The 24,113-nt window shown below is 34.4% G+C and carries 19 protein-coding genes; 2 read left to right on the top strand and 17 right to left on the bottom strand.

Annotation, left to right across the window (positions count from 1 at the left end):
- Nucleotides 1–29 precede the first annotated feature (29 nt).
- The 12 genes from RM51_RS07835 to RM51_RS07780 all read right to left on the bottom strand — a co-directional run bounded on the left by RM51_RS07835 (nt 30) and on the right by RM51_RS07780 (nt 13,800).
- Nucleotides 30–1,358, bottom strand: a complete 1,329-nt coding sequence (locus tag RM51_RS07835; RefSeq protein WP_039367207.1) for a hydroxymethylglutaryl-CoA synthase family protein — start codon at nt 1,356–1,358, stop codon at nt 30–32.
- A gap of 207 nt (nt 1,359–1,565) precedes the next feature.
- The gene (locus RM51_RS07830) at nt 1,566–2,345 is read right to left on the bottom strand and encodes a T9SS type A sorting domain-containing protein (protein WP_165584992.1); all 780 of its coding nucleotides are present in this window, start codon (nt 2,343–2,345) and stop codon (nt 1,566–1,568) included.
- Nucleotides 2,346–2,588: 243 nt separating this feature from the next.
- Nucleotides 2,589–5,102, bottom strand: a complete 2,514-nt coding sequence (locus RM51_RS07825) for a M1 family metallopeptidase (RefSeq protein WP_039367201.1) — start codon at nt 5,100–5,102, stop codon at nt 2,589–2,591.
- A gap of 41 nt (nt 5,103–5,143) precedes the next feature.
- Nucleotides 5,144–6,463, bottom strand: coding sequence for a serine hydrolase domain-containing protein (locus tag RM51_RS07820; protein ID WP_039367197.1), 1,320 nt, complete (start codon nt 6,461–6,463; stop codon nt 5,144–5,146).
- Nucleotides 6,464–6,521: 58 nt separating this feature from the next.
- Nucleotides 6,522–7,433 carry a hypothetical protein gene (locus RM51_RS07815; RefSeq protein WP_039367192.1) on the bottom strand — a complete coding sequence of 304 codons (912 nt, stop codon included), beginning with the start codon at nt 7,431–7,433 and terminating at the stop codon, nt 6,522–6,524.
- Entirely contained in the window at nt 7,433–8,227 is a 795-nt protein-coding gene (locus RM51_RS07810) for a thymidylate synthase (protein WP_039367190.1), read from the bottom strand. Before RM51_RS07810 ends, RM51_RS07815 begins: the two co-directional genes overlap by 1 nt.
- A gap of 142 nt (nt 8,228–8,369) precedes the next feature.
- Nucleotides 8,370–9,119 (bottom strand): SDR family NAD(P)-dependent oxidoreductase, encoded by a 750-nt coding sequence (locus RM51_RS07805; RefSeq protein WP_039367186.1) that lies wholly within the window; start codon nt 9,117–9,119, stop codon nt 8,370–8,372.
- A gap of 235 nt (nt 9,120–9,354) precedes the next feature.
- Nucleotides 9,355–9,795: a hypothetical protein gene (locus tag RM51_RS07800; protein ID WP_039367786.1), complete on the bottom strand. Its 441-nt coding sequence runs from the start codon at nt 9,793–9,795 to the stop codon at nt 9,355–9,357.
- A 16-nt stretch (nt 9,796–9,811) separates the two neighbouring features.
- Nucleotides 9,812–11,161 (bottom strand): alpha-amylase family glycosyl hydrolase, encoded by a 1,350-nt coding sequence (locus RM51_RS07795; protein WP_039367183.1) that lies wholly within the window; start codon nt 11,159–11,161, stop codon nt 9,812–9,814.
- Nucleotides 11,162–11,311: 150 nt separating this feature from the next.
- A complete protein-coding gene (locus RM51_RS07790) occupies nt 11,312–11,914 on the bottom strand; it encodes an IS1096 element passenger TnpR family protein (protein ID WP_039367784.1) in 603 nt (200 codons plus the stop codon).
- 132 nt (nt 11,915–12,046) lie between these two features.
- Nucleotides 12,047–13,078 carry a sensor histidine kinase gene (locus tag RM51_RS07785; protein WP_039367180.1) on the bottom strand — a complete coding sequence of 344 codons (1,032 nt, stop codon included), beginning with the start codon at nt 13,076–13,078 and terminating at the stop codon, nt 12,047–12,049.
- A gap of 44 nt (nt 13,079–13,122) precedes the next feature.
- Entirely contained in the window at nt 13,123–13,800 is a 678-nt protein-coding gene (locus tag RM51_RS07780; RefSeq protein ID WP_039367177.1) for a response regulator transcription factor, read from the bottom strand.
- 187 nt (nt 13,801–13,987) lie between these two features.
- Here RM51_RS07780 and RM51_RS07775 point away from each other — a divergent pair, with 187 nt between their 5' ends.
- Nucleotides 13,988–16,633: a TonB-dependent receptor plug domain-containing protein gene (locus RM51_RS07775; RefSeq protein ID WP_039367174.1), complete on the top strand. Its 2,646-nt coding sequence runs from the start codon at nt 13,988–13,990 to the stop codon at nt 16,631–16,633.
- A 34-nt stretch (nt 16,634–16,667) separates the two neighbouring features.
- Nucleotides 16,668–17,891, top strand: a complete 1,224-nt coding sequence (locus tag RM51_RS07770; RefSeq protein ID WP_039367172.1) for a hypothetical protein — start codon at nt 16,668–16,670, stop codon at nt 17,889–17,891.
- A 110-nt stretch (nt 17,892–18,001) separates the two neighbouring features.
- On the opposite strand, the gene RM51_RS07765 is transcribed toward RM51_RS07770, so the two are convergent.
- From RM51_RS07765 to RM51_RS07745, 5 genes are all read right to left on the bottom strand, one after another.
- The gene (locus tag RM51_RS07765) at nt 18,002–19,240 is read right to left on the bottom strand and encodes an amidohydrolase (protein ID WP_039367169.1); all 1,239 of its coding nucleotides are present in this window, start codon (nt 19,238–19,240) and stop codon (nt 18,002–18,004) included.
- A 77-nt stretch (nt 19,241–19,317) separates the two neighbouring features.
- Nucleotides 19,318–20,163, bottom strand: coding sequence for an AraC family transcriptional regulator (locus tag RM51_RS07760; RefSeq protein WP_039367167.1), 846 nt, complete (start codon nt 20,161–20,163; stop codon nt 19,318–19,320).
- Between the two features lie 54 nt (nt 20,164–20,217).
- Nucleotides 20,218–21,549, bottom strand: coding sequence for an amidohydrolase (locus RM51_RS07755; RefSeq protein ID WP_039367165.1), 1,332 nt, complete (start codon nt 21,547–21,549; stop codon nt 20,218–20,220).
- A gap of 130 nt (nt 21,550–21,679) precedes the next feature.
- Nucleotides 21,680–22,966 (bottom strand): glutamate-1-semialdehyde 2,1-aminomutase, encoded by a 1,287-nt coding sequence (gene hemL / locus RM51_RS07750; RefSeq protein WP_039367162.1) that lies wholly within the window; start codon nt 22,964–22,966, stop codon nt 21,680–21,682.
- A gap of 85 nt (nt 22,967–23,051) precedes the next feature.
- Nucleotides 23,052–24,110 carry a glucosaminidase domain-containing protein gene (locus tag RM51_RS07745; protein ID WP_039367781.1) on the bottom strand — a complete coding sequence of 353 codons (1,059 nt, stop codon included), beginning with the start codon at nt 24,108–24,110 and terminating at the stop codon, nt 23,052–23,054.
- Nucleotides 24,111–24,113: the final 3 nt, after the last annotated feature.

The raw sequence follows: 24,113 nt of genomic DNA, 5'->3' as shown, positions 1-24,113 counted from the left end.
GATGTTTTCAAATTTTATTATTGGTTTGATTACCCTTGGTAACCGTAATACCTTGCTCCTTTCAAAACAGGGCTTTCCAATTCTACCGATTGTAATCCGAAACCTTTATAATTTTCATTAACAGATTTTTCCAATTTCTTTCTGTGAAGTTTTTCATAGGTATCAAAATCAATTGCGGTTCTGTTTTTTAAGCCTTCAAATAAATCCCATTTTGCCACCACATTTTTCCAGTTTTCAGAAACTTTTCCGGCAAAGACTTTAGATTTGGAACCACTTCCATACCCTAAAAATCCAATTTCCTGACCTTTTAATTCTTCATTTTCATTAAATGAGGTCTGTAAAGCAGAAAGTAAAGCCATAAAAATAGAAGCGGTATACATATTTCCGATCTCTGAAGAAGCTCTTTGAGATTTTTCAATTTTGTCATTAATAAACTGAATATAGCCTTCAGATTTTGCTACTGCTTTTTGTTCTTCGGGAGTCTCATAAGAAAGTTCATTTTCTAAGCTGTAAATCTCAGTAAAAACTCTCTTCCCATGAAATGCGTAAGGAAGATGGAAGATAAGATATTTCCAAGCTTCATAAGGTTTATTTTCGCCTGTAATTTCTTTATAATGATTGTATGCTTCTCTAATCCTGTCCTGATAACATTGGTTTGAATATTGACCGTCAAAAACAGGTTCATCCGTAAAGATTTCAATTTTCTCCGGAAAATTTTCTGGCGTATTGGTCAAATCTTCTTTTTTGAAATGACGTCTCGGTTTGAAAAAGTCAAAAACACTTTCTGTCGCGACTCCCCAATTGTTTTCAATTTCAATTAAATCCGGTTTTGACGACACTAAAACTGACACCGCTCCTCCTCCTTGCGTATATTCACCTGAAGAAGCCAGCTCATATTTTGCATAATCACTTGCGATTACTACTGCTTTTTTGTCGGGATTAACTCTCACAAAATCTAAAGAATTGTGAAGCGCATCTACTGCTCCGATACAAGCAAACGTCATATCGACTACATCACAGTTTCTAAAACATCTTTCTCCAAATTCTGCTTCCAACACTTTTTCAACCATCTGCATCGCATAAGAAGCCGTTGGTTTTGCCGCATCTAAAGCACTTTCCGTTCCAAGATAAATTCTTGCTATTTCTTTTGGATTGATATTATAGTCTTTGATGAGTTTCAACAAAGCTTCTGCTGCAAAAGTTGCTGCGTCTTCGTGAACATCAGGAAATCCCATTTTATGCAATCCCAACCCTTTTTCCAGCTTTGCCGGTTCTATTCCTCTTTTTTCTGCTAAATCCTTAATTTCCAAATATAAAGAAGGCACATAATAGCTTGCAGCCTCAATTCCAAAAGTCATATTATTTTAATTTTTATACGAATTTAAAAAATGTAAACGTTTAATTAGTCATAGTTTTTGCTAAATATTTAAAATTTTTAACAAAAAAAGGTAAGTCATAAAATTTTCAGCCATTTTTTTATCCAAAATTCTGAATCTTATAAATTATTTAAAAAGCACCTCTAAAAAGAGATGCTCCGACTAATAAAAAATTCTATGTAGTATTTTTTATTTTTTTATCATTTTATATGTTTTTATTTCGCCCGTGTCTGTTTTTCCCGTAACAATATACATTCCACTATTTAAAGCAGATACATTTACACTTCCCTGGTTCGCTTCAACTCTGTTCGTCTGAATTTTTTTCCCGGCTCCATCATAAATATTGATTTCCTGTATTTTTTCATCACTGGTATAATTCAGCACCTCTTTTGCAGGATTGGGATAATACTTAACAGATCCTCTTGATAATTTTGAGATATCATTCGTACTTAGTAAATCATCATTACTTATTACCACATTATCTATTAGTGTAGAATATCCCTGAGCATTTTCACATTCTATCGCAATCTGATAAATATTTGGCGGCATTCCCATATTTCCAAAAAGGAACCAAGAACTCAAAGGTGGCTGAAACTGCATATGCAGATTCCATGCACCTGTAGCAGAAAATCTATAATAAATTTTTATAAAGTTTGCATTTCCGTTCTGTTGAGGGTTAATAATATAAACGCTCAACTTCGGCGAGGTAAGATTAGCAGTATTAAATGGAGGACTTACGAGCTTTGTTTTATCAGCAGAAGTAGTATTTGCTGGAAAATTAGCAAACTTAGTTCCTGCAAAGGCTGTCACTCCTACACTACCGGTCGTTGCAGCAGAAGCAAAAGTCCAGTCTACAGTATTCGTTTCGTGTATTTGTGTCCAGCTTGCTCTTGTTGACGAGCTATCTTCAAAAGTTTCGGTCCATGGAAATGTAGAAATCTGAGCATTCAATCCAATTGTAAAAGACATGAATAAAAAAGAAAAAAAATGACGATTCATCACAATTCTAAAAAATAGATTCGTTTTCATTATTAGTTATTTAAGTGTTAAATTCACAACAAATGTATATATTTATAATTATAAAAATAACATAATTAACAAATAATTAATATTAAATCAATATTCAAATCAAAACAAAAATGAAAAATAAACAAAAAAACCACTATAAAAATAGTGGTTATCATAATTCTAAACAAAACCTTATCTTTGATATTATTTGAAATCTTCAATCGCTTTATTAATCACATCAATCTGCTTATTGATACTATTAGCGCTTTGCGGAGTCTGTTTTAATAGCTCCATTTTTTTATTCAACCCATCTTTTAACATCTGAGTTATCATCATTTTTGCCTGTGGGTTATCTCCAATCTGTCCTTTCGCATGCCCCAGCATTTTTGTAATACTTTCTGTCGCTTTCAAATTATCAGAACTCATGATCCAATTGTATCCTTCTTCTGCAGATTTTCCTAATTCAGGATTTTGGAATTTAACAAAAGGATAGAAAGCTGCCACCTGAGCAATATTTGACATTTGAGAAGTCACTTTATTTTTAACGATAATTGGTAACAATTTCTCCAATAATTTATCAGAAGCTCCTTCCAAATCAATTTTATCCGCTAAAGAACTTGCTCTTGAAGGATCAACATCAATAATCGCACTTACAGAATTCGCTTTCACAGCATTTGAAACTGCATTTAGTCCTTTTTCAAAAATAGGAAGGTATTTTTTATCTTTTGTTTTTGCCAACGCTGAAATTGCCGCTGCCTGAACCAATGTTTTTGGATCGTTGGTAGCCAGTTTTTCAGCTTCAGCACCCATCGCCTTGAATTGTTCTGCATTGGATAAATCCATTGTCTTTAAAGCTCTCATTCTTACCCTGAAGAAAGGATCTTTGATCGCAGCTATCAATAATTTGGTTGCTGCAGGACTTTTTCCTACCTGATCTTTAATACCGTTTAATGCATCATATCTGCTCTTGAATTCTTTTGAGCCTAAGTATTGCATTAAATTTTGTTCAGGAGTCTTTTGATCAGTAATATCCGCCAACAACACTCCATCTGCATTGATATTTACCAAATCTGCATTTTTAGAAACATCAAAATTGAAGGTATTTTTTGCCGTCGCATTTACCCAAACATTATATCTTTTAGGTTTTCCGTTATCGTATACATCGATCGCTAAAGGGAACTGGAATGGCAATTCCTGAGTCTGTTCAATAACCACCGCAATTTGCTTTTTAACAGGTTCGAAAGTATAAGAATACTTAAGCTTCGGGTTTCCGCTTCCGAAATACCATTGATTAAAGAACCAATTCAGGTCTTTACCAGAAACTTTCTCTAAGGATAATCTTAACTGATGCGCTTCTCCGTTTTGATATTCATACGTTTTCAGATAGTCATTTAATCCTGCAAAGAAAGCATCATCTCCTAAATAGTTTCTCAACATATGAAGAATCCCTCCTCCTTTTTGATAGGTTACCAAATCAAAAACATCTTCACGAGAATCATAATCAAATCTCACTAAGTGTTTATCGAAATTCCCCGGCGTTGTAAGATACATATTGACATCCATCATCTGATGGTAGTCCGCCTGATCTTTTCCGTACTTGTATTCATTCCAAAGGTATTCTGAATAGTTTGCAAAAGATTCATTCACAGTAAGGTTACTCCAGCTTTCCGCTGTTACTAAATCTCCAAACCATTGGTGGAATAATTCGTGAGCAATGGTATCTTCCCAAGTGTTTTCATCGATCAGTTGCCCCGGTTTTTGTAGAATATCACTTCCATGAAGGGTGGCTGTAGTATTTTCCATAGCCCCACTCACATACTCTCTTCCTGAGATTTGTGCATATTTTGACCAAGGATAATCGTACCCTAGTTTTTTAGAGAAAAACTCGATCATTTCCGGAGTATTTCCGTAGATCTGTTTTGCATACGGTTCGTATTCTTTTTCAATATAGTAATCAACCGCAATATTTCTCCATTTGTCTTTTACAATCGCATATTCACCTACTCCCATGAAGAAAAGATACGTAGAGTGTCTTTTATCCATCACCCAATGATCGGTTCTTAATCCATTAGCTTCTTTTTGAGAGTCTTTTAAAAGTCCGTTGGAAAGCGTTACATATTTATCAGGAACTGTCATATAGATTTCCTGAGTCGTTTTTTGGTTGGATTTATCAATGGTCGGAAACCAGGCAGAAGAAGATTCCGTTTCTCCCTGCGTCCAGATCTGAGTCGGCATATCCGGATCTTTTCCCTGAGCATTAATGAAATACAAACCTTTTGCATCGTTGATCGCCGCACTTCCTTCTTGTTTCACCTCACTTGGGCGCGCTGTATATTTGATATAAACCGTATAATCCTGATTTTTCTGATATTTTTTATCTAAAGTAATTTTCAACACATCGTCCTTATACTCATATTTCAAAGGAGATTTTTTACCATTTGTATCCAACGCTACTTCATGAATCAACATTCCTTTTGCATCAAGCGTCAATTCATTGGTAGGATAGAAAAACGGAGCTGCAGTCAGCCATTCTTCTCCATTCATCTGTTCTTTCTGATAGTCGAAATTTACTTTCAGCTTGGTATGTTTCAGTTCGGTTACTTTTGTATGGGTAGCTCTGTACACCTTTTCTCTGCCTGAAGTTTCGGTTTGCGCTGCTACATTTGTGGAAAAGAATATTCCACTCAAAAGAGCAATCGATAAAATGGCTTTTTTCATTAGTATTATTTAGAGTTATTTTTTTATTTAATATTGATTTGTTATTCTTTTGTGAATGTATTTTTCGTTCCTCTCTGTTTAATGTCAAACTGATTTTTCTCCGGATTAAAATCGATTCCGATTCCTGCTGCATCAAATTCAAAACTTGTATTTGAGGTCGCTTCCAAAGGAAATGCACTTTGTCCGGTTGCTTGCGCCATCAGTTTTTTATCTTTGATAAAAATATTAATTTTTAAAGGGATATCCTTACTCGAATAGGTACCTACATATTTCTGAAGTACATTCTCCGGAACCTCCACCGTTTTAAAACTTGGCATTGCAAAGTCTTTTCCTAAAGCCGTTTCAATCATTTTAATGGAAATCTCATTAGTATCCATGTTCGATTGATTGATATTAAAAGCCATTGCAACCTTTAAATCAGGAAAATAAAACAAAGCTGATCTGAAATTATCAATTCCTCCTGTATGACCAAATCCCCAGTATTGCTGAAATGGAACTTTCATCAAACCATACCCATAGTTATCAACAAAAGTTTTCATTTTTTCCAGACTTTCTTTTTTGATGAGTTTTCCCTGTTCTAATCCAAGAATAAAATTCAAAAGATCTCTTGGTGTCGAGATAATATTTCCCGCTCCAATCGGAATACTCATATCTGTTTCGGATGAAACTACATATTTCCCATTGGTAAAGTCGTAAGATTCTGCCTGATTTTTCGAAGGATCGATTTTCCCTCCTACTTCCGTTAAAGTCAGCTTTAATGGCTTTGTAATTTTATCTTTTATCAATTCCGCATACGACTTTTTGTACACTTTTTCAAGGATAAAGCCCAGCAAAATATAGTTTGAATTGCTGTATGCATATTTTGAACCCGGTTCAAAATCACTTGTATATTTTTTAATAATATTGACTAAGCTGCTTTCTGTCTGAGCTTTTGTATTATATTGTAAATATTCAGATTCATCGGTCAGATTATGAATTCCGCTTCTGTGCTGCAATAAATTTTCAATGGTAATTTTACTCGCATTAGGAATTTCAGGGTAAAAATCTGAAAGTTTTTTATCTAAAGAGATCTTCTTATCTTCGACAGCTTTCATAATCAGTACCGCTGTAAAAGTCTTGCTTATGGAACCTACACGATATTGTGTATTTACATTGGCTTTTTGCTGTTTTGCAGCATCTGAAAATCCGACCACTTTAATGAAAGTCGGACGATTGTCTTCTGCCAACGCAAAACTTCCCATTACTTTATGATGTACATAAAGGGAATCGAAATAATTACTTAGTTTTTCTTTTACATTATTTTGGGAAAATGCAACAGCAGAAACACTGATTGCAGAGAGTAGAAATAACTTTTTCAACATATTTTGAGATTTAATGAATAGGTAGTAAAAAAGTTAATTTTGTTACATATAAACACCTTTATTTAGTAGGATATTCACCTGGTAAAATCCCATTAGATTCTAATTCTTTTAAGATTTCATGATCATCACTGAAAAGAGTGTCTTTTTTCAGATAAGCAAGAATGAATTCTTTATTTTCAGAATTCCTGAACGACAATAATTCCGAAAGAAATATCTTCTTATTATAAGACAGAGAATCATTTTTAATCATTGCAATAAGTTCTTTTTGAATATCATCAGCATAATCTCCCTTATGCCAATGCGTAAGATATCTTATCGCATCCATACTATGATTGTTAAATGCCAACTCTTCAATTCGCTTTCTGTAATTCTTGGGATATATCCTATACCTAAACGCCTCCTGTAGAAGACTTCCCGGTGAATTCTGATTAAAGATAATCAGACTATCCAGCTTACGTAATTTGGAATCTGTTCTTACATTTTTTAAATCCAAAGAACGGTAATAAGCACTATACAAAGGTTCAGCAGGATTTTGATCTCCGATAATACAACCGTTCTGCGTATGAATGGTAGTGGTAAGGTTTAAGAATTTTTGAAAAATCTCTCCCAGAAGTTCAGGCTTCCTGTTCAAAAGTCCCACCGATGCATATACCGCAACGGTTTTATTCTTATTATTTAAAAGGGACACTAATTCGTCATCTGAAGCAGACTCCGTCAGTTTTTTAAAGTTTTCAAAATTTTCAGATTTCTCTTGACCTTTTCCTAAGACTCCGGTTTCGTAAGTATTGATTCCTGAAATCTGTTTTACGACACTCCTTAGATGCTGAGGAACTGCTACAGTGTCAAAAACAGCATCTTTAGTATTGTCAAAAACCTCTATTACATCTGTATAATCTACCTTCTTCTCTTTTTGACAATTAAAAAGAAAATTAGCAGACAGTATTAAAAATCCAAAACGGCAAATCTTCATTAAATCGCAACAGGTGCTTTAATCCCCGGATGCGGATCATAATTCTCCAATTTAAAATCTTCAAAATCAAAATCGAAAATAGATTTAATTTCAGGATTTAATTTCATGGTAGGAAGTGATCTTGGCTCTCTTGAAAGCTGTTTCTGAACCTGCTCAAAGTGATTGTTATAAATATGAACATCTCCAAAACTGTGAACATAATCTCCCACTTCCAAATCACAAACCTGCGCTACCATCATCAATAGCAAAGCATAACTTGCAATATTAAAAGGAACTCCTAAGAAAACATCTGCACTTCTCTGGTATAACTGTAGAGACAATTTGCCGTCTGCAACATAAAATTGAAATAATGCATGACAAGGCGCTAAAGCCATATTGGGGATTTCAGCCACATTCCAAGCAGAAACGATCAATCTTCTGGAATCAGGATTTTTTTTGATCTGATCAATAACTTCTGTAATTTGATCCACAACTTTTCCGTCTGCACCACTCCAGCTTCTCCATTGTGCTCCGTAAACAGGTCCTAAATTTCCGTTTTCATCTGCCCATTCGTCCCAGATCGAAACTCCGTTATCTTTTAAGTATTTAATGTTGGTGTCTCCTTTCAGGAACCAAAGCAATTCATAAATAATAGATTTCAAATGCACTTTTTTGGTCGTCACCATAGGAAAGCCTTTTGACAAATCATATCTAAGCTGGTATCCGAAAACACTTCTCGTTCCCGTTCCCGTTCTATCGGTTTTGTCTGTTCCGTTATCTAAAATATGTTGTAAAAGGTCTAAATAATTTTGCATTTTGAAAGCGATTTATAGTGTCCAAATTTAGAAAAAACTTAATGATTTTTTGTTATTGTAAGTTATAAAAAAAGCATTCATGGTGATGAATGCTTTCTATTATTTTGAAGTTCTTTTATTTAAAACAATAAGAACTCAGGGTTTAAATTGCTGTATATCCTCCATCAACAAGATAATATCCTCCTGTCATAAATGATGATTTATCAGAGCTTAAGAACAGAACAAGCTCTGCCACTTCCTGAGGTTTTCCCAGTCTTCCCATTGGATGCTTTGCAATCAGTGCTTCTTTCATATCTCCGCTTGCGCTTTCCAAAAGAGGGGTTTCAATATAAGCCGGACCTACTGCATTACAACGGATATTTTTTTGTCCGTATTCTGCTCCGATATTTTTAGTAAGACCTACCACCGCGTGTTTTGCCGAAGTATAAGCCGATGAAAGCGGCGCTGCCACCGTACCATGAATAGATGCAATGTTCACAATCACACCGCCTCCATTTTTATCCATTTGTTCCAATTCATATTTACAGCCATAGAAAACACCGTCTAAGTTTACACTTAATACTTTTCTCCAACTATCCAGACTGTAATCTCCAGTCAATTCCTGTTCGCCACCGATTCCTGCATTGTTACATGCAATATCCAACCTGCCGTATAGCTCAACTGTCGACTTTACCAATGCCTCTACTTCTTCTGCTTTTGACGTATCTGCTTTTACAAATGAAGCTTCCCCACCTGCTGATTTTATTTTTTCTACCGCTTCTTTTCCGTGCTCTTCATTAATGTCTGAAACAATTACTTTTGCTCCTTCTTTGGCATACGTTTCTGCAATAGCCAATCCGATTCCTGAGCCGGCTCCTGTTACAATTGCTACTTTATTTTCTAAAATTCCCATATTGATAAAATTTTATATTATTTATTACTTAAATACCTATCTACAATTTACGAAGAAACGGTATTATGTTTTAAAATTTTAACAATAAAGTTTTCTTAATTTTACACGAATTAAGTTAAATATTACAAAAACAATTCATAAAAATTAACAAATTATTCAAAAAGAAGAAAAAAGAATAAGATTTAAGGCATTTTATATTTTATGAAACAATTAATATTTCAAACCCATTTTTAATTTACCAAATCCCTTCAATAATCTGTTGGATATTATTGATGCTAAAGGTTTCTTTTTCTTTTTTCCCCAACATAGCTTTAATTAGTGGAGATTCTATTGAAACGGTCATAATTTTTTGACTTTCTACTATAATCTCACCCATTGAAACAGAGACATAAAACAATCCTTTATCGGTTTTTACCAAGGCTCCGTTTTGTACTTTTAAGGAAGGTTCTGAGGTAATTTTCTGAAGCAAAGCCTGCTGACTGAGTGCTTCATTGAGCTGTCTTGTAAGATTATTGATCTCCTGCTGAAGCATTTCCCGACCCGTCTCATACTTATCTCCCATAGAACTTTTGGTATCGTTATTTGAAGCTCTTGTTTCCGCTATCAACTTTTCAAAAGTATGAATCTTCTCTGCCGTTTTTATTTTTATAGTATCTAATATCTGTTGTTTATCCATTTTTCTCTCTTCAAAATTATTTCTCAAATACAGCATAGTCGGATACCTGGAAATTAAAATGTTTTCCTTGATTAAAATCTCTTTTGGAACCGTCAAAAACATTTACAAAGGCTCCGGACAAATAATCATCTTCAATCGTAAATTCAACCGGGTCTTTTGACATATTCAATACCACTAAAACCTCATCTTCCCCATTTTTCCTTACATAAGCAAAAATCTTATCATTTGCCGTTGTATTCAAAATATAGGTAGAAGCCGCAGGATCGCCTCCTCTTAAAGCCGGATTGGAAGATTTTAAGTTCAATAATGTTTTATAGAAGGCAGCATTCTGATAGTTATTCGTCCATTTAATAGGGTCTTTTTCAAAAAACTCCAGTCTTTTGTCATTAGGAAGCTCCTGCCCCGAATACAACAACGGAACCCCGTTCCAAGTAACTGAAAAAACCGCCATTGGCTTGGTGATAGCTCCATATTTTTCATATTCCGTTCCATTCCACGAGTTTTCATCGTGGTTTGACGTAAACCAGGCTCTCATAGAGCCATTACCAATTTTTGCATATTGTTCCAGTAAGTTTTTCAGATCGTGCAAAGGCTGGTTTTTATTGTAATAGTCATTCGAAGCATGCATCCACTTCCACGAATAGCTTGCATCAAATACTTTTCCGTATTCAGGATTTTCCAGTTCGTCAAATTCGCCCAGCCAGAAAAGAGGTTTTATGGTTTCGACTTCCGGTCTTGCCTGTTGCCAAAAATCTACTTCAACCCAAGATGCCAAATCACATCTGAAACCGTCTATATTGGTTTCTTTCACCCAAAACTTCATCGCATCAATCATTGCTTTTCTCATTTCCTGGTTTTTATAATCCAGTTCAATGATATCATCCATTCCGGACGCAATATGGAATTTCCCATCGGGATCTTTCAGATAAAATTCAGGATGCGTTTTAGTCCACACATGATCCCAACCTGTATGATTGGCCACCCAATCGATAATTACTTTAAAACCAAGCCTGTGAGCAGCATTTACCATGTGTTTAAAGTCTGCCATCGTTCCAAATTCCGGGTTGATAGAAACATAATCTGAAGCCGCATAAGGACTTCCCAAGCTTCCTTTTTTATTTTGCTGGGCAATAGGAGTAATAGGCATAAACCAAAGTGTTTTCACTCCCATCGCTTTCAGTCTCGGCATTTCCTTTTCAAATGCTCTGAAAGTTCCTTCTTCTGTATATTGTCTTACGTTTACTTCGTAGATATTCGTTGCATGCTTCCATTCTTTCGGAAAATCCATAGTGCTTTTATTTATATTTTGTGTCGTACAGGAAACCATTCCTATACCAATTATCGTCGATAAAATCCATTTTTTCATTTATCTATTTTTAACAAAAATAACGAATTGGGTGATAATAGCTATGAATCACAGTTGATAAATATTGTTAATAAAATGATTTTTCACTCGGTTTATTCAACAAAAAACCCTGAATTTTCATTCAGGGCTATATTATTTTTTCAGCTATTTTTATCTTTCATCGTCATTATCATCTTCATCATCAAAAGCATCATCATTGTAATCTTCTTCCTCCTCATCATCGAAGTTGTCATCATCTTCATCCGCAAAGTTGTTGCTTCCTCCTCCAAAATCATCATCAAAACCGAAATCATCCTCCATTAAAGGCATCGCCGATTTTTTCTTTGATCCTCCTGAAGCACCGTTTTTACTAGGAGCTTTTAAAGGAACGTTTCCAAATCTGTAAACAGTGATCGGGTAATTAACTCCTTTCGTTTCGTCAATAACTTCTACAAGTTCACAGAAAAATTCCCAAAGATCTAAAAGACCGTACTGAAACTGAGCTTTGTCTCCATTCTTTTCAAATGCCTCATCAATGTATACATCTGACATAATTTCGCCATCACCATCATCACTCATATCTTCTAATGGAACACTTTTTACTATTGTACCATCTTCCTCCAGCAAATTAAAAGTAGAAAGCTCTTCACCTTGCAGGCTGAATGCACTTTTAATTCCTAAATGTAAGTTCCATAGCGTCTGTTTTCCTTTAACTTCGATATCACGGAAAATATCTTCTTTCGCATCTAATATTACGCGGATTTTGTAAACCATATCAGTTTTTAAATTACTTTTTGCCTTTTTTATTATGATAAATCTCTGCTGCAAATATATAATAAATGACATGTGACAAAAAAATATTTCAGAATTTTTTAAAATATTTTTTTTTCTTACATTTTGCCGAAACTATTTACTTTTTTCGAGCATAAAACTGAACTTCGTTCCTTCAAGATATACACTTTCTACAGTAATGTTTTCGTTGTGAGCTTCCAGAATATGCTTCACAATCGCCAATCCAAGACCAGAACCGCCTTCTCTTCTGCTTCTGCTGGTTTCCACACGATAAAATCTTTCAAAAATTCTAGGCAGTAATTCTGATTTTATTCCCATTCCATTATCTATAACTTCAATAAGAACTTTATTTTTCAGAATGCTTGTTTTCACCACCACTTTTGCTTCCTGTCTGTTTGCATAGTGAATGGCATTGGAAATTAAATTGATAAAAACCTGAGATATTTTCTGCTTGTCTGCATCTACAAAAATCTGCGGATGCAACGTCTGAATCTGTAATGTGGTATTGCGCTTTTCAGCTTCAAGATCAAGCAAATCAAAAATCTCTTTAATAAGTAGATTGACATCAAATCTGGAAACAGTAAGATTGATCTCCCCCGCTTCAAGCCTGTTGATCATATCCAAATCTGTAACAATGGCAATCAGCCTTTCAACCGATTTATCAATTCTTTCTAAATATTTGTCACGGATCGTCAAATTATCGACTCCTCCCTCTCTTAAGGTTTCTACATATCCCTGAATGGAAAACAAAGGTGTTTTAAGCTCATGAGAAACATTCCCAATATATTCTTTGCGATAGCTTTCCATTTCTTTCATCATATCAATTTCAGTAACTTTCTGCTGATTGAGATCTGAAAAACGCTCTCCTAATTCTTTTATGGTAATATTCTCATCGTTGTCCTGAACAATTTCCTGAGGTAAGAGCTGAGAAAGCCCACGAACCTGCTTCTTTCCGTAATAGTTGAAAAGCAGTTCCAGGACCAGGTAATTGATAATGAAAATGAGAATCAGACAGATCAGTAATCCTATTTTGAAAAATGCAGTCTGATAATAAAGATCTTTCAGCCAATCAAAAATGATGACCAAAACGAACATCACCACTGTTAGTAAACAAGAGGTGGCGAGAGTAAGTCTGTAAAATTTCAATTTTACAAATATTTAATAATTAGTTGTATGTATAAAGATCTGGATTAAACAATAAGTTTATATCCAATTCCTTTTAAAGTCTGAATGGTGTTGATTCCTAATTTTTCTCTTAATCTACGAATATGAACATCGATGGTTCTTTCTCCTACAATCACATCATTTCCCCAAACTTTTTCAAGAATTTCTTCTCTTTTGAAGACTTTCTCTGTATTCGAGGCTAAAAGATACAACAAATCGAATTCTTTTTTCGGCAATAAAAACTGCTGTCCAGCCTTTGAAACTCTAAAATTGTCTTTGTCGATTACCAAATCTCCGATTTCAATCAGCTTGGCATTGTCTGAAACCTGAGAAGTCAGTTGTAATAAGGCATTCACTTTAGAAGTAAGAATTTTCGGTTTGATCAATTTTACAATATAATCATTGGCTCCTGCCTGAAAACCTGCCAATTGAGAAAACTCTTCACTTCTTGCAGAAAGGAAAACAATTAATGTTTTTTGAAGTTCTTTTACTTTACGAAGTTCCTGACAAGTTTCGATACCATCTTTTTCTGGCATCATTACATCTAATAAGATAAGATCCGGGATAATTTCTTTGGCTTTGTCAATTCCTTCGTTACCATTGGTAGCGGTATAAATGTCGTAGCCTTCTTTTTCTAAATTGTAAGACAGAATCTCTAAAATATCCAGTTCATCGTCTATTAAGAGGATTTTCTTTTGGTTCATTTCTAATTTTTACGAGTCAAAGTTAATAATTTTTAAATCACAGATTAACAAATCACACATCGTTCACATAAAGTTAACAAATATATCCTTTTCTTAATGTTTAGTTAAGAAAAATTTAAATTTTACTAAACCATTTACCCCGGCAATCTTTTATTCCTTTGCACCGAAAGAATATAGTAAAAAAGAAATGAAAATTAATAAACTTAGTGTTGCAGTCTTATTCTTATCTGGATCTGTATTTTATGCTCAAGAAATAAAAAAAGACACAGCAAGTAAAGAGAAAAAAATTGAAGGCGTAATCATCCAAGGAAGCAGTAGCAAAAAAACTGAGACTGCAGTATTAGGAGAACAAAAGAAAGCGATTATTCAAAAACAAGCTGTAAGTGCTGAAGAAATTTCCAGAAAAGGAATCTCCAATGTAGAACAAGGTCTTACTAAGGTAACAGGAATCACTACAGTAGAAGGAAGAGGACTTTTCGTAAGAGGTTTGGAAGAAAGATACAATTATTTATTAATTAATGGTCTTGGTTCACCTTCAAACAATCCATTTCAAAAAATCATTGCTTTAAAACAGTTTCCAACAGACGTTGTAGGTAAACTGAACATCTATAAGACTTTTAACTCAAATCTTTACGGAGATTTTGCAGGAGCTACATTTGATATTGAAACTTTAACAATTGACAAATCTTTTTCTAAAATAGAATTTGGTATTGGAGTAAATACTTTAAGTACTTTCAGAGATAACTTTAAAGTGGCTGAAGGAGCTTCTGGGATGAACGGTTATCTAGGCTTAAATTCTAGTGACAGAAGATTACCTAGTGAAGTGAGAAATTCAAGACCTAATAACTATAGATTTACGGCTGGTGAATCATTAAATTCTTTTAAAGATTCTTGGAATGTAGATAATGTAAAATCAATGCCAAATACAAATATTGGATTTACAACTGCTCAGAAGGTAAAAATGGGATCCGGAAATTTAGGAATTTTATTTTCACTAAATCAAGGAACTAAATTTGAATATAAAGAAGGAGCTAACAACCAGTTCAGATCACAAGGTCAAGATTCTTTCATTGATAATATGAACTTCCTAAATCGTAAACAATACAATTACGAAACAGAATCTTCCGCGTTGCTAGGACTTGGATATAAAAACAAGGGAACTGCTGTTAACTTAAACGCATTTTATCTACAAAATACCAACAACATCATTGAAGATAACTTCGGGTACAAAGACAATTTAGTTCAAAATAAACAATCTGGTTTCTTTAGAACTAATCAGTTGGATGTTTCAAGATTTTTGGATCTACAATTAACTGCTTCACAAAAAATCACAGACAGACATCAAATAAAAGCTGGAGCTAGCTATGTAATCAACAATTACAGCCAACCGGATAGAAAAATCATTGACGGTAACCGTACAGACCCAAGTACAGGAGCTATTCTTCCTGAAAATATGATACAGATGCGTTATGGTGGAAACAACCTTATTCGCCAATATTTAGATGTTGATTCTAGATTTTATGGTTCCGCATTTGCAGAATATCAATTGTCTTTAGGTGAAAAAGGAGATAGAAAAGATTACCCAATACAAATCGCATTAGGTTATAATGGATTCTCTGATTTCAGAAAAACTTCTTATAGATTCTTATTTGGACGTACTTCTAACGCTTCTTTAACTCCATTTATTGTTAACGTTGATACACCACAAGATACATTTGATGCATCAATAAAAAAGGGAGATCTATTCTATCAGGAAGGTTCTGATGTTTCTCAGTTCTATTCGAGTTTTTATCAGATCATCAATGGAGGTTATGCTAATGTGAATTTCAAACCTACAGACTCTTGGGATATTTTATTGGGAGCGAGATACGAAAATGATATGACTCTTATTCGTTTCTCTGCTCAAGGTGCAGATACTAAAACTAATCTTGAAAAAAATAAGGATTTCTTCTTACCATCATTGGCGATCAAAAAAGCTCTTAACAGCAAAAATAATCTAAGATTTGCTTTCAGCAAGACTGTTACGCGTCCTATTCTTATCGAGACAATGCCTATTAAATATATCAGTCCTGATAACGTAAATATTGTAGGAAATCAAAATATTCAAAATAGTGAAAACTATAATTTTGATTTGAAATGGGAATATTACCCAACTACAAAAGAAATGTTTGCAGTCAACTTATTTGCAAAAAGAATTGATAATGCAATTGAACGTTCTCTAACAGCATCAGCAGATGCAACAGGTTCTACCATTACGTTCTTTAACGCAAAAAAAGCTGAATTGTACGGAATAGAATTAGAAGGAATTTTAAGTTTAAGCAGAATATCAGAATCTCTTAAAAATTTCACATTAGGAGCTAATGCTACCATCATGCACTCTAATGTTGAGAGAAGTCAGGAACAATTGAACATGGAACAACCAACTTGGTTTAAAAGTACTGGAGAAACATTACACAAAAGGGGGTTACAAGGTGCAGCTCCTTACACAATCAATGCTGATTTAAAATACGAAATAAAGAATCGTAAGAATCTGGCTCAAACATTCTCTCTTGTATACAATGTTTCAGGAAGTAAAATCTATGCAACAGGAGGAACGGGCACAGATAATTATTATGAAAAGCCTTTCCATCAGTTAGATTTTGTTTATCAAGGACAATTAACAAAGAACTGGAATGTAAAGTTTGCTGTTCAAAACATTCTTGACAGTAAATACAGAATCTTATTGGGAGAAGACAAAAGCTATTTACCTCTAAAAGTAGAAGATGGAAACAATGTTCTTACAGACTATTACAGAGGAGTAACATTTAACTTCACAGTAGGCTACACATTCTAAAATAAGTATAAAAAATAAAAATAAGTATAAAAAAATGAAAAGAAGAGTTTTATCATTATTATCGTTAACAGCTGTGTTAACATTAGCCTTAAATTCATGTACTATTGATGTAAATGACGGCTTAGGGGAAGGAACTACAGTTACTACTCCTGGAACTACTGAAAGCGTATTAAGCGGAAGTGGAACTTTATCAGGAACTATTACAAAAGATCTTTTAATTAAAAAAGGAAACTATACATTAGATGGAATTGTAAAAATAACCAACAATGCTACCATCACAATTGAAGCAGGTGCTACATTCAATGTAGTAACTACAAAGACAAGTGGATTAGTAATTCTTCAAGATGGTAATATCAACGCTGTTGGTACAGCTTCTGAGCCTATTGTATTTACAACATCTACTAAAACTCCTGGAGATTGGGGTGGAATTACATTATATGGAAATGCTCCTATCAAAGCTGTAAACGGAAATACACAAGCTCTTTCTGAAGATGGTAACAACGTTTATTACGGAGGAAGTGATGCAAATGACAATTCTGGAACAATGAAGTTTGTACGTGTAGAATATGCTGGTAAAAAAATCGGTGATGGTACATCTGAAACAAACTCTATGACTTTCTACGCTGTAGGAGCAGGAACTACATTGGAAAATTTAGTTTCATACAAAGGAACAGATGACGGATATGAATTCTTCGGAGGAACTGTAAGTGCTAAAAATCTAGTAGCTTATGGAAACTATGATGATTCTTTCGACTGGCAAGATGCTTGGAGTGGACAGAACAATACAAACTGGTATGCTTTCCAAACAGGAACAGGAAACTTCGGAATGGAAATTGAAGCGTCAAGTAATGTAGACAATACAGCTCCAAAAATCTCAAACATAACATTAATTAGAGATACAAACACAAATCCTGAGTCAGCAAACTCTCCAGAAATTTCTGCAATCCAATTCAAAAAACATGGAACAGGAATCTTCTCAAATGTTTATATCAGTGGTTATAAAAATATTGGTACTCAAAAAGCTTACTCTGTATTAATTCAGGATGCAGCTACAGAAACTAGCCAAGTTCTTACAGGAAAAGTGAAAGTAGAACCGGTTAATTATGTAAATTCTGACAATGCAGGAGTTTGGGGATATGCATATACACCAACTACTCCAAAAACATTCACAAACGCAACAACAGTTACTAAAGTTTCTCTAACTGGAGGAGCTTGGGCTACAGTAGACGGAGTAAACCTTCTTGCTGGACTACTATAGATTTCAATAAAAGTTTTCTTCATATCAAATTGAAAAATAATCCATCTCATACCAGAGATGGATTATTTCATTAATAAAAACAAGTATTAAAAAAACTCAACTATATATATTTAATTTTTCCAGAATACATTTCCTTCATGTATCATCACTTCTACTTTTGATATTCTCGAAACCGCTTCTGCAGAGCAACCAGCATCTACTAAAACGACATTCGCTTCATCACCAATTTTTGGCCACTGCTGCTCTCCTTTATCATTTAGCGGAAGAATATTTTGAGTTGCAAATTCCAAGGTTCTTGAAAGAGCAAATTCAGATTCATAACCATACAATTCGGCAATTAGATTAGCTTTCTGCAGCATATTTCCTGATCCGAATGTGCTCCAGTAATCTTGAACATTGTCATTCCCGATCAAAACGTTCACTCCATATTTTTTCAAGGTAGGAATCGGCATTATTTTTCCTCTGAAAGGTACTGAAGAAGCAATCCCAACTTTTGAAGCCGCCAATCTTTCAGCAATCTTTTCCGTTTCTTTTTGGTTTAAATAAGCCAGAGCAAAAGCATGACTTACAAAAGTTTTTCTCTGAAGTTCAGGATTCTCAAGGACTTTATCAATTAAATAATTGATTGTTTTCATCCCTGATTCTCCGCTTTCATGCAAATGAATATCTATTCCTTTGTGATGATCTAAAGCCAACTGAACGGTAAAGTCCATCACTTTTTCAATATTCCCATCAATACTTAAAGGATCTAAACCACCAATAAAACCAACACTCTTTAACTGAGCAGCTTCTTTCATCAAAGGTGCAGAATCTGTATAATACACTCCATGTTGCGGAAAAGCAACCAACTCTGCTTTGAAAGAATCTTTTTTATTTTCTAAGGCTTTCTCTAAATTTTCTAATGATTGCAATCCTGAAGTAGGATCAATATTAAAATGCGTTCTTACATGATGTGTTCCGTAATGCTGAAGTAGATTAATCAGTTGCTCTGCCCTTTCTACAGACGTTTTTAATAATTCAGGAATGATTTCCTGTTCATAGGCAATCATGTCTTTTACTGTTCTTCTTTTCGGAGAAAGCGCTTGCCAAGGAAGTCCATACAAGGTTTTATCCAAATGAATATGCATATCTTTAAATGCAGGAAGCATCAAAAAACCTTTTCCATCAATCGCATCAGAGTTTCTGTCATTCGGTTGTACAGATTTTATTTTTCCCTTTTCAATTTCAATACAAAACAAATCGGTTTTGGTACCGACAATCTCTTCCTCATCATATTCAAACCCGGTTTCCAGGCGAACATTCTTTATCCAATAGTTGTCTTTTGAAATAGACTGATAATTTGATTGCATTACTCTTATTTAGTACAGCAAAGTTACATCGCTCCTATTTCAAATAGGTGTATCAATTATGTCTTATTTTGTACAGATCATTCCTTGAATTGCGAAGGTGTCATTCCGGTCTGCATCTTGAAAAATTTTGAAAAACTGGCATGATCATAGAAACCAAGATCGTATACAATATCTTTTACCGACATTTCAGAAACTTTAAGCAATCGTTTTGCCTCAAGCAAAATTCTGTCCTGAATAAGTGATGAAGCGGATGCATTAAGGTTTTTCTTACAGACAATATTGAGATAATTTGCTGAGATATTTAATTTACCTGCATAAAAAGAAACAGAACGCTCCGTTCTGAAATGTTCATTAATGAAGTTCAGAAATTTGGAAATAATGGGATTCGAATTGTAGATCTCAAAATCTTTAAAAGTACCTTCCACCGATTTACTCACCAGTAAACCAATCAATTCACTTCTTTTTTGAATAAGTTCCCAAAATATCTTCTCTTCACTAAGCTCTTTTTTAATGGCTTGGAATTCATGTAAAAGCAAGTGATAAATCTCTTCTGAAACCGTAAATGCAGGATGCTGAAAATAATAAGAGGACGAAAACCGTAAAGCCGGAAGAAAGCTTTCATACCATTCTCTACTGATCATTAATTGATAGCCAACTGTTTCTTTCTCAATTGTCCACTGATGAACCTGATCCGGAAATACCAAATGAATCTGATGATTTTCAACTTGATACTCAACAAAATCAATGATATGAACTCCTTTCCCTTTTTCGAAAAGATTAATAATAAAAAAATCGTGTTTATGAGGTTCATCAATTCTTCTTTCACCACTCAGTTCATTGAACAGCAAATGACAACCTTTCGATTGTTTTTCTGCAAATTCATGAATTCCGAGAATCGGAAAATACTCTGACTGATGATTCATTCCCTTATAATTTACCCTAAAATACGTAAATTTTATCAGAATGAAATCTTCTTTTTAAAACACTACATTTCCTTGGTGAATCAACGATTCCACATCAGAAATTCTAGAAACAGCCTCTGCCGAACAACTAGCCTGTACAAGAACTAAATTCGCCTCATCACCAACTTTTGGCCATTGCTGATTTCCCTTATCATCCAACGGTAAAACATTTGCCGTCGCCAGTTTCAGACTTCTTGACAATAAAAATTCGGTAGACTGTCCGTACAATTGAGCCATTAAATTCGCTTTTTGCAGCACACTTCCTGTTCCAAAAGTATTCCAGTGATCAACAATACTGTCATTTCCCGTCAATACTTTTACATTATGTTTATACAAAGTCGGGATTGGCATTACTAAACTCCCAAAAGGAATCGTAGAAACAATTCCGATATTTGCATTACCTAATTTTTCTGCAACTTCTCCCTGTTTTGCTTTCTCCAGTTTACCCAAAACAAAACAGTGACTTAAATACGTCTTTCCTTTCAACGAAGGATTTTCATTTACTTTATCAATTAAATATTCAACAGTTTTCAAACCAGATTCACCACTTTCATGCAAATGAATATCAATTCCCTTCTTATGGTCTAAAGCCAACTGAACGGTAAAATCTATTGTTTTTTCAATTGCTCCGTCAATCGTAAAAGGATCTACTCCTCCAATAAAATCAATATCCATTTTAGCAGCTTCTTTCAGATACGGAACCGAATCTGTATAAAACACTCCATGTTGTGGAAAAGCAACCAATTCAGCTCCGAACGTTTTCTTTTTATGCTCTAGAGCTTTCTGTAGATTTTTTAAAGATTGTAATTGGGAAGTAGGTTCAATATTCACATGGCTTCTTGCAAAAGAAGTTCCTTTTGACTGTAATAATTCAATCATTTTTTCCGCCTTGAAAGTTGAATTTTTCAACAATTCGGGCATCATTTGCTGTTCCAGAGCGATCATTCCTTTCACTCCACCCGTTCTTCTTTTCACAGCCTGCCATTTATCGCCATAAAAAGTTTTATCTAAATGAATGTGCATATCTTTGAAAGCCGGAAGCATCAAAAATCCTTTTGCATCAATCGCTTTTGCATTGGGTTGATTAGGAGAAATTTTCGTGATTTTCCCGTTTTCAATTTCAATATAAAATAAATCGGTCTTCGTAGCAATCACCTCCCCTTCTTCATATTCAAAACCAGTTTCAAGGCGAACGTTTTTTAATGCTAATTTTTCTTTTGTAGAAATAGTTGCATCATTAAAAATTGAAGTTGCTCCCAACCTATTTGACGATAAAGCCAGTCCTGCCATTGCTAAAGCTGAGTTTTTAAGAAAATCTTTTCGTGATATGCTGCCTGAAGTGTTCATTTCCAAATTATTTACAACAAATTTAGAAAGAACGAAAAGGAATAATGGGTACGAATTATTGTATTGTTTGTACGATTTATCAGAAATACAATAAAAAAGGATGAAGTAAAAACCTCATCCTTTTAATATTTTAATTTGAATATTCAAATTTTCTAACTGCTTCCAGTGTCATATCAATCTCTTTATCTTTTATCGCATCGCTTATGAAATACGTTTCATAGCCACTTGGCGGAAGATAAATACCGTTTTGTAGTAACTGATGGAAGAAATTATTGAACAATGAATGATTGGCATTCTGAGCTTCATCAAAATTAGAAACTCTGTTCGTATGGAAAAACACAGACATCATTGAACCTTTTCTGTTGATTTTATGAGCAATTCCTTTTTCATTCAAAATTTTTCCGATTTCAAAATCTAAAGTTTCCGTAGTTTTTGCCAATCTGTTGAAAAATTCAGGATCGTTTTTGATGATCTGTAAAGTCTTCAAACCAGCTCTCATTGCCAAAGGATTTCCACTTAATGTTCCCGCCTGGTAAACACCTCCTTTTGGAGCCAAATGATCCATAATTTCGTTTCTTCCGGCAAAAGCTCCAACCGGAAGTCCACCTCCGATCACTTTACCGTAAGTCACCAAATCTGCTTTTACATTGAAAAGTTCCTGAGCACCACCAAAAGCCAATCTGAAACCAGTCATTACCTCATCAAAAATCAATAATGTTCCGTTTTCATCACAAATTTTTCTTAGTTTTTGTAAGAATTCATTTTCTGGAAGAACACATCCCATATTTCCTGCAACAGGCTCTATAATCACCGCTGCAATCTCACCTTGGTTATGTCTGAACAAATCTTCTACTTGCTCAAAATCATTATATCTTGCTAATAAAGTATCTTTTGCCGTTCCTGCAGTGACTCCCGGAGAATTCGGATTACCAAAAGTTGCTGCACCACTTCCCGCCTTGATTAAAAATGAATCTGAGTGACCATGATAGCACCCTTCAAATTTTATAAATTTATCTCTTCCTGTAAAACCTCTTGCCAGTCTGATGGCACTCATGCAAGCTTCTGTTCCTGAAGAAACCATTCTGATCTGGTCGATATTCGGAACATTTCCAGTGATAAATTTTGCAATTTCAGTTTCCAGTTCAGTCGGAGCACCAAAAGAGAAACCTTTCTCAGCCTGAATTTTTAATTCTTCCAATACTTCAGGATGCGTATGACCTAAAATCGCAGGTCCCCAAGAATTAATATAATCAACATACGTATTATCATCAGCATCTGTAAGGTAAGCTCCTTTTGCCGATTTCATAAAAACAGGAACTCCTCCTACCGATTTAAATGCTCTAACCGGAGAATTTACCCCTCCCGGAATGTATTTGTAAGCTTCGTCAAATAAAGCTGAACTTCTTTGGTATCTCATATCTTTGTAGTGTAAAATTAACAATTGCTAGTCGGCGGTCAACATCATCAACCATCAACTAGCAATCACCAATATATAAATTAAATTAGTTTCTAGGTTTTTTATCTATTAAATAAATCAACTGTCCTGCAGAAGGTTTCTGACCTTCATCCATTCTGTTTTTTGCATATAATTTATTTAATCTGATTCCGAATTTCTGAGCAATATCATGCATATCTTCGCCTAATTCGGCTTTATAAGTAGCAGTATTACCATCAGAATTTTTAGATTCAAGGAAAACAATTTCGTTCTTTTTTAAAACATCATTATCCAATTCATTCCATTTTATCAGCTTACTTTCACTGATATTGAATTTTTTAGCAATAAACTGAACATTCGTATCTTCAGGAATAATGATATATTTTAGTCCGTCATTAGGATGACTTTTAATGAGAATCGAGTTAAGAATTTCAGCTTTTGTCTTGATCTTCTCTACTCTTTTTTGTTGCTGAGCATACGATGTTGCCTTATACGGAACTTCTACCGTTACCGGATCTTTTGATTTTTTCACCGCTTTTGAAGGTTCAAGCTGTGCCATAAAAGTTCGGTCATCTTTCAAATCCGGATACATTTTCAGTACAGCATACATTACTTCTTTAGAACTCGTATCATCAAATTCATACAACTTATACTTTTCAATTTTCCCAATCAGGATAGAAGCATAACGAGGATTGGTAGCATATCCGGCTTTTTTCAGCCCTGTCGCCCATCCTTTATAATCTTTCATATCCAGTTTGAAAAGATTCGTATAATATTTTCTGGTTGCTAAAAATATAGAATGATCTTCGTAAGACTGTTTAGGATCTTCATATACACGGAAACACTCATTAGGAGCATCATCGGTATGTTTCATTGTTTTTCCCGTCCAGTCTTCTTTACATTTTATTCCGAAATGATTTTTCCCTTCCTGAGCCAATCGGCTTTGTCCGCCACCGGTTTCCAAAAGTCCCTGCGCAAGAGTGATAGAAGCCGGAATTTTATACTTTTCCATCTCCTCTACCGCATATTTTGCAAATTTTTGGATGTATTGATCTTCAGTTGCCCAGGTCTGAGCTGAGAATTTTGATAAAACTAAAAGGCTAATTAGTAAGAAAAGTCTTTTCATGTT

This window comes from Chryseobacterium taiwanense (assembly GCF_000813825.1).
Classification (GTDB): Bacteria; Bacteroidota; Bacteroidia; order Flavobacteriales; family Weeksellaceae; genus Chryseobacterium; species Chryseobacterium taiwanense.
Note: the sequence above shows the minus strand (reverse complement) of the source record. Positions and strands in the feature narration are given on the sequence as shown.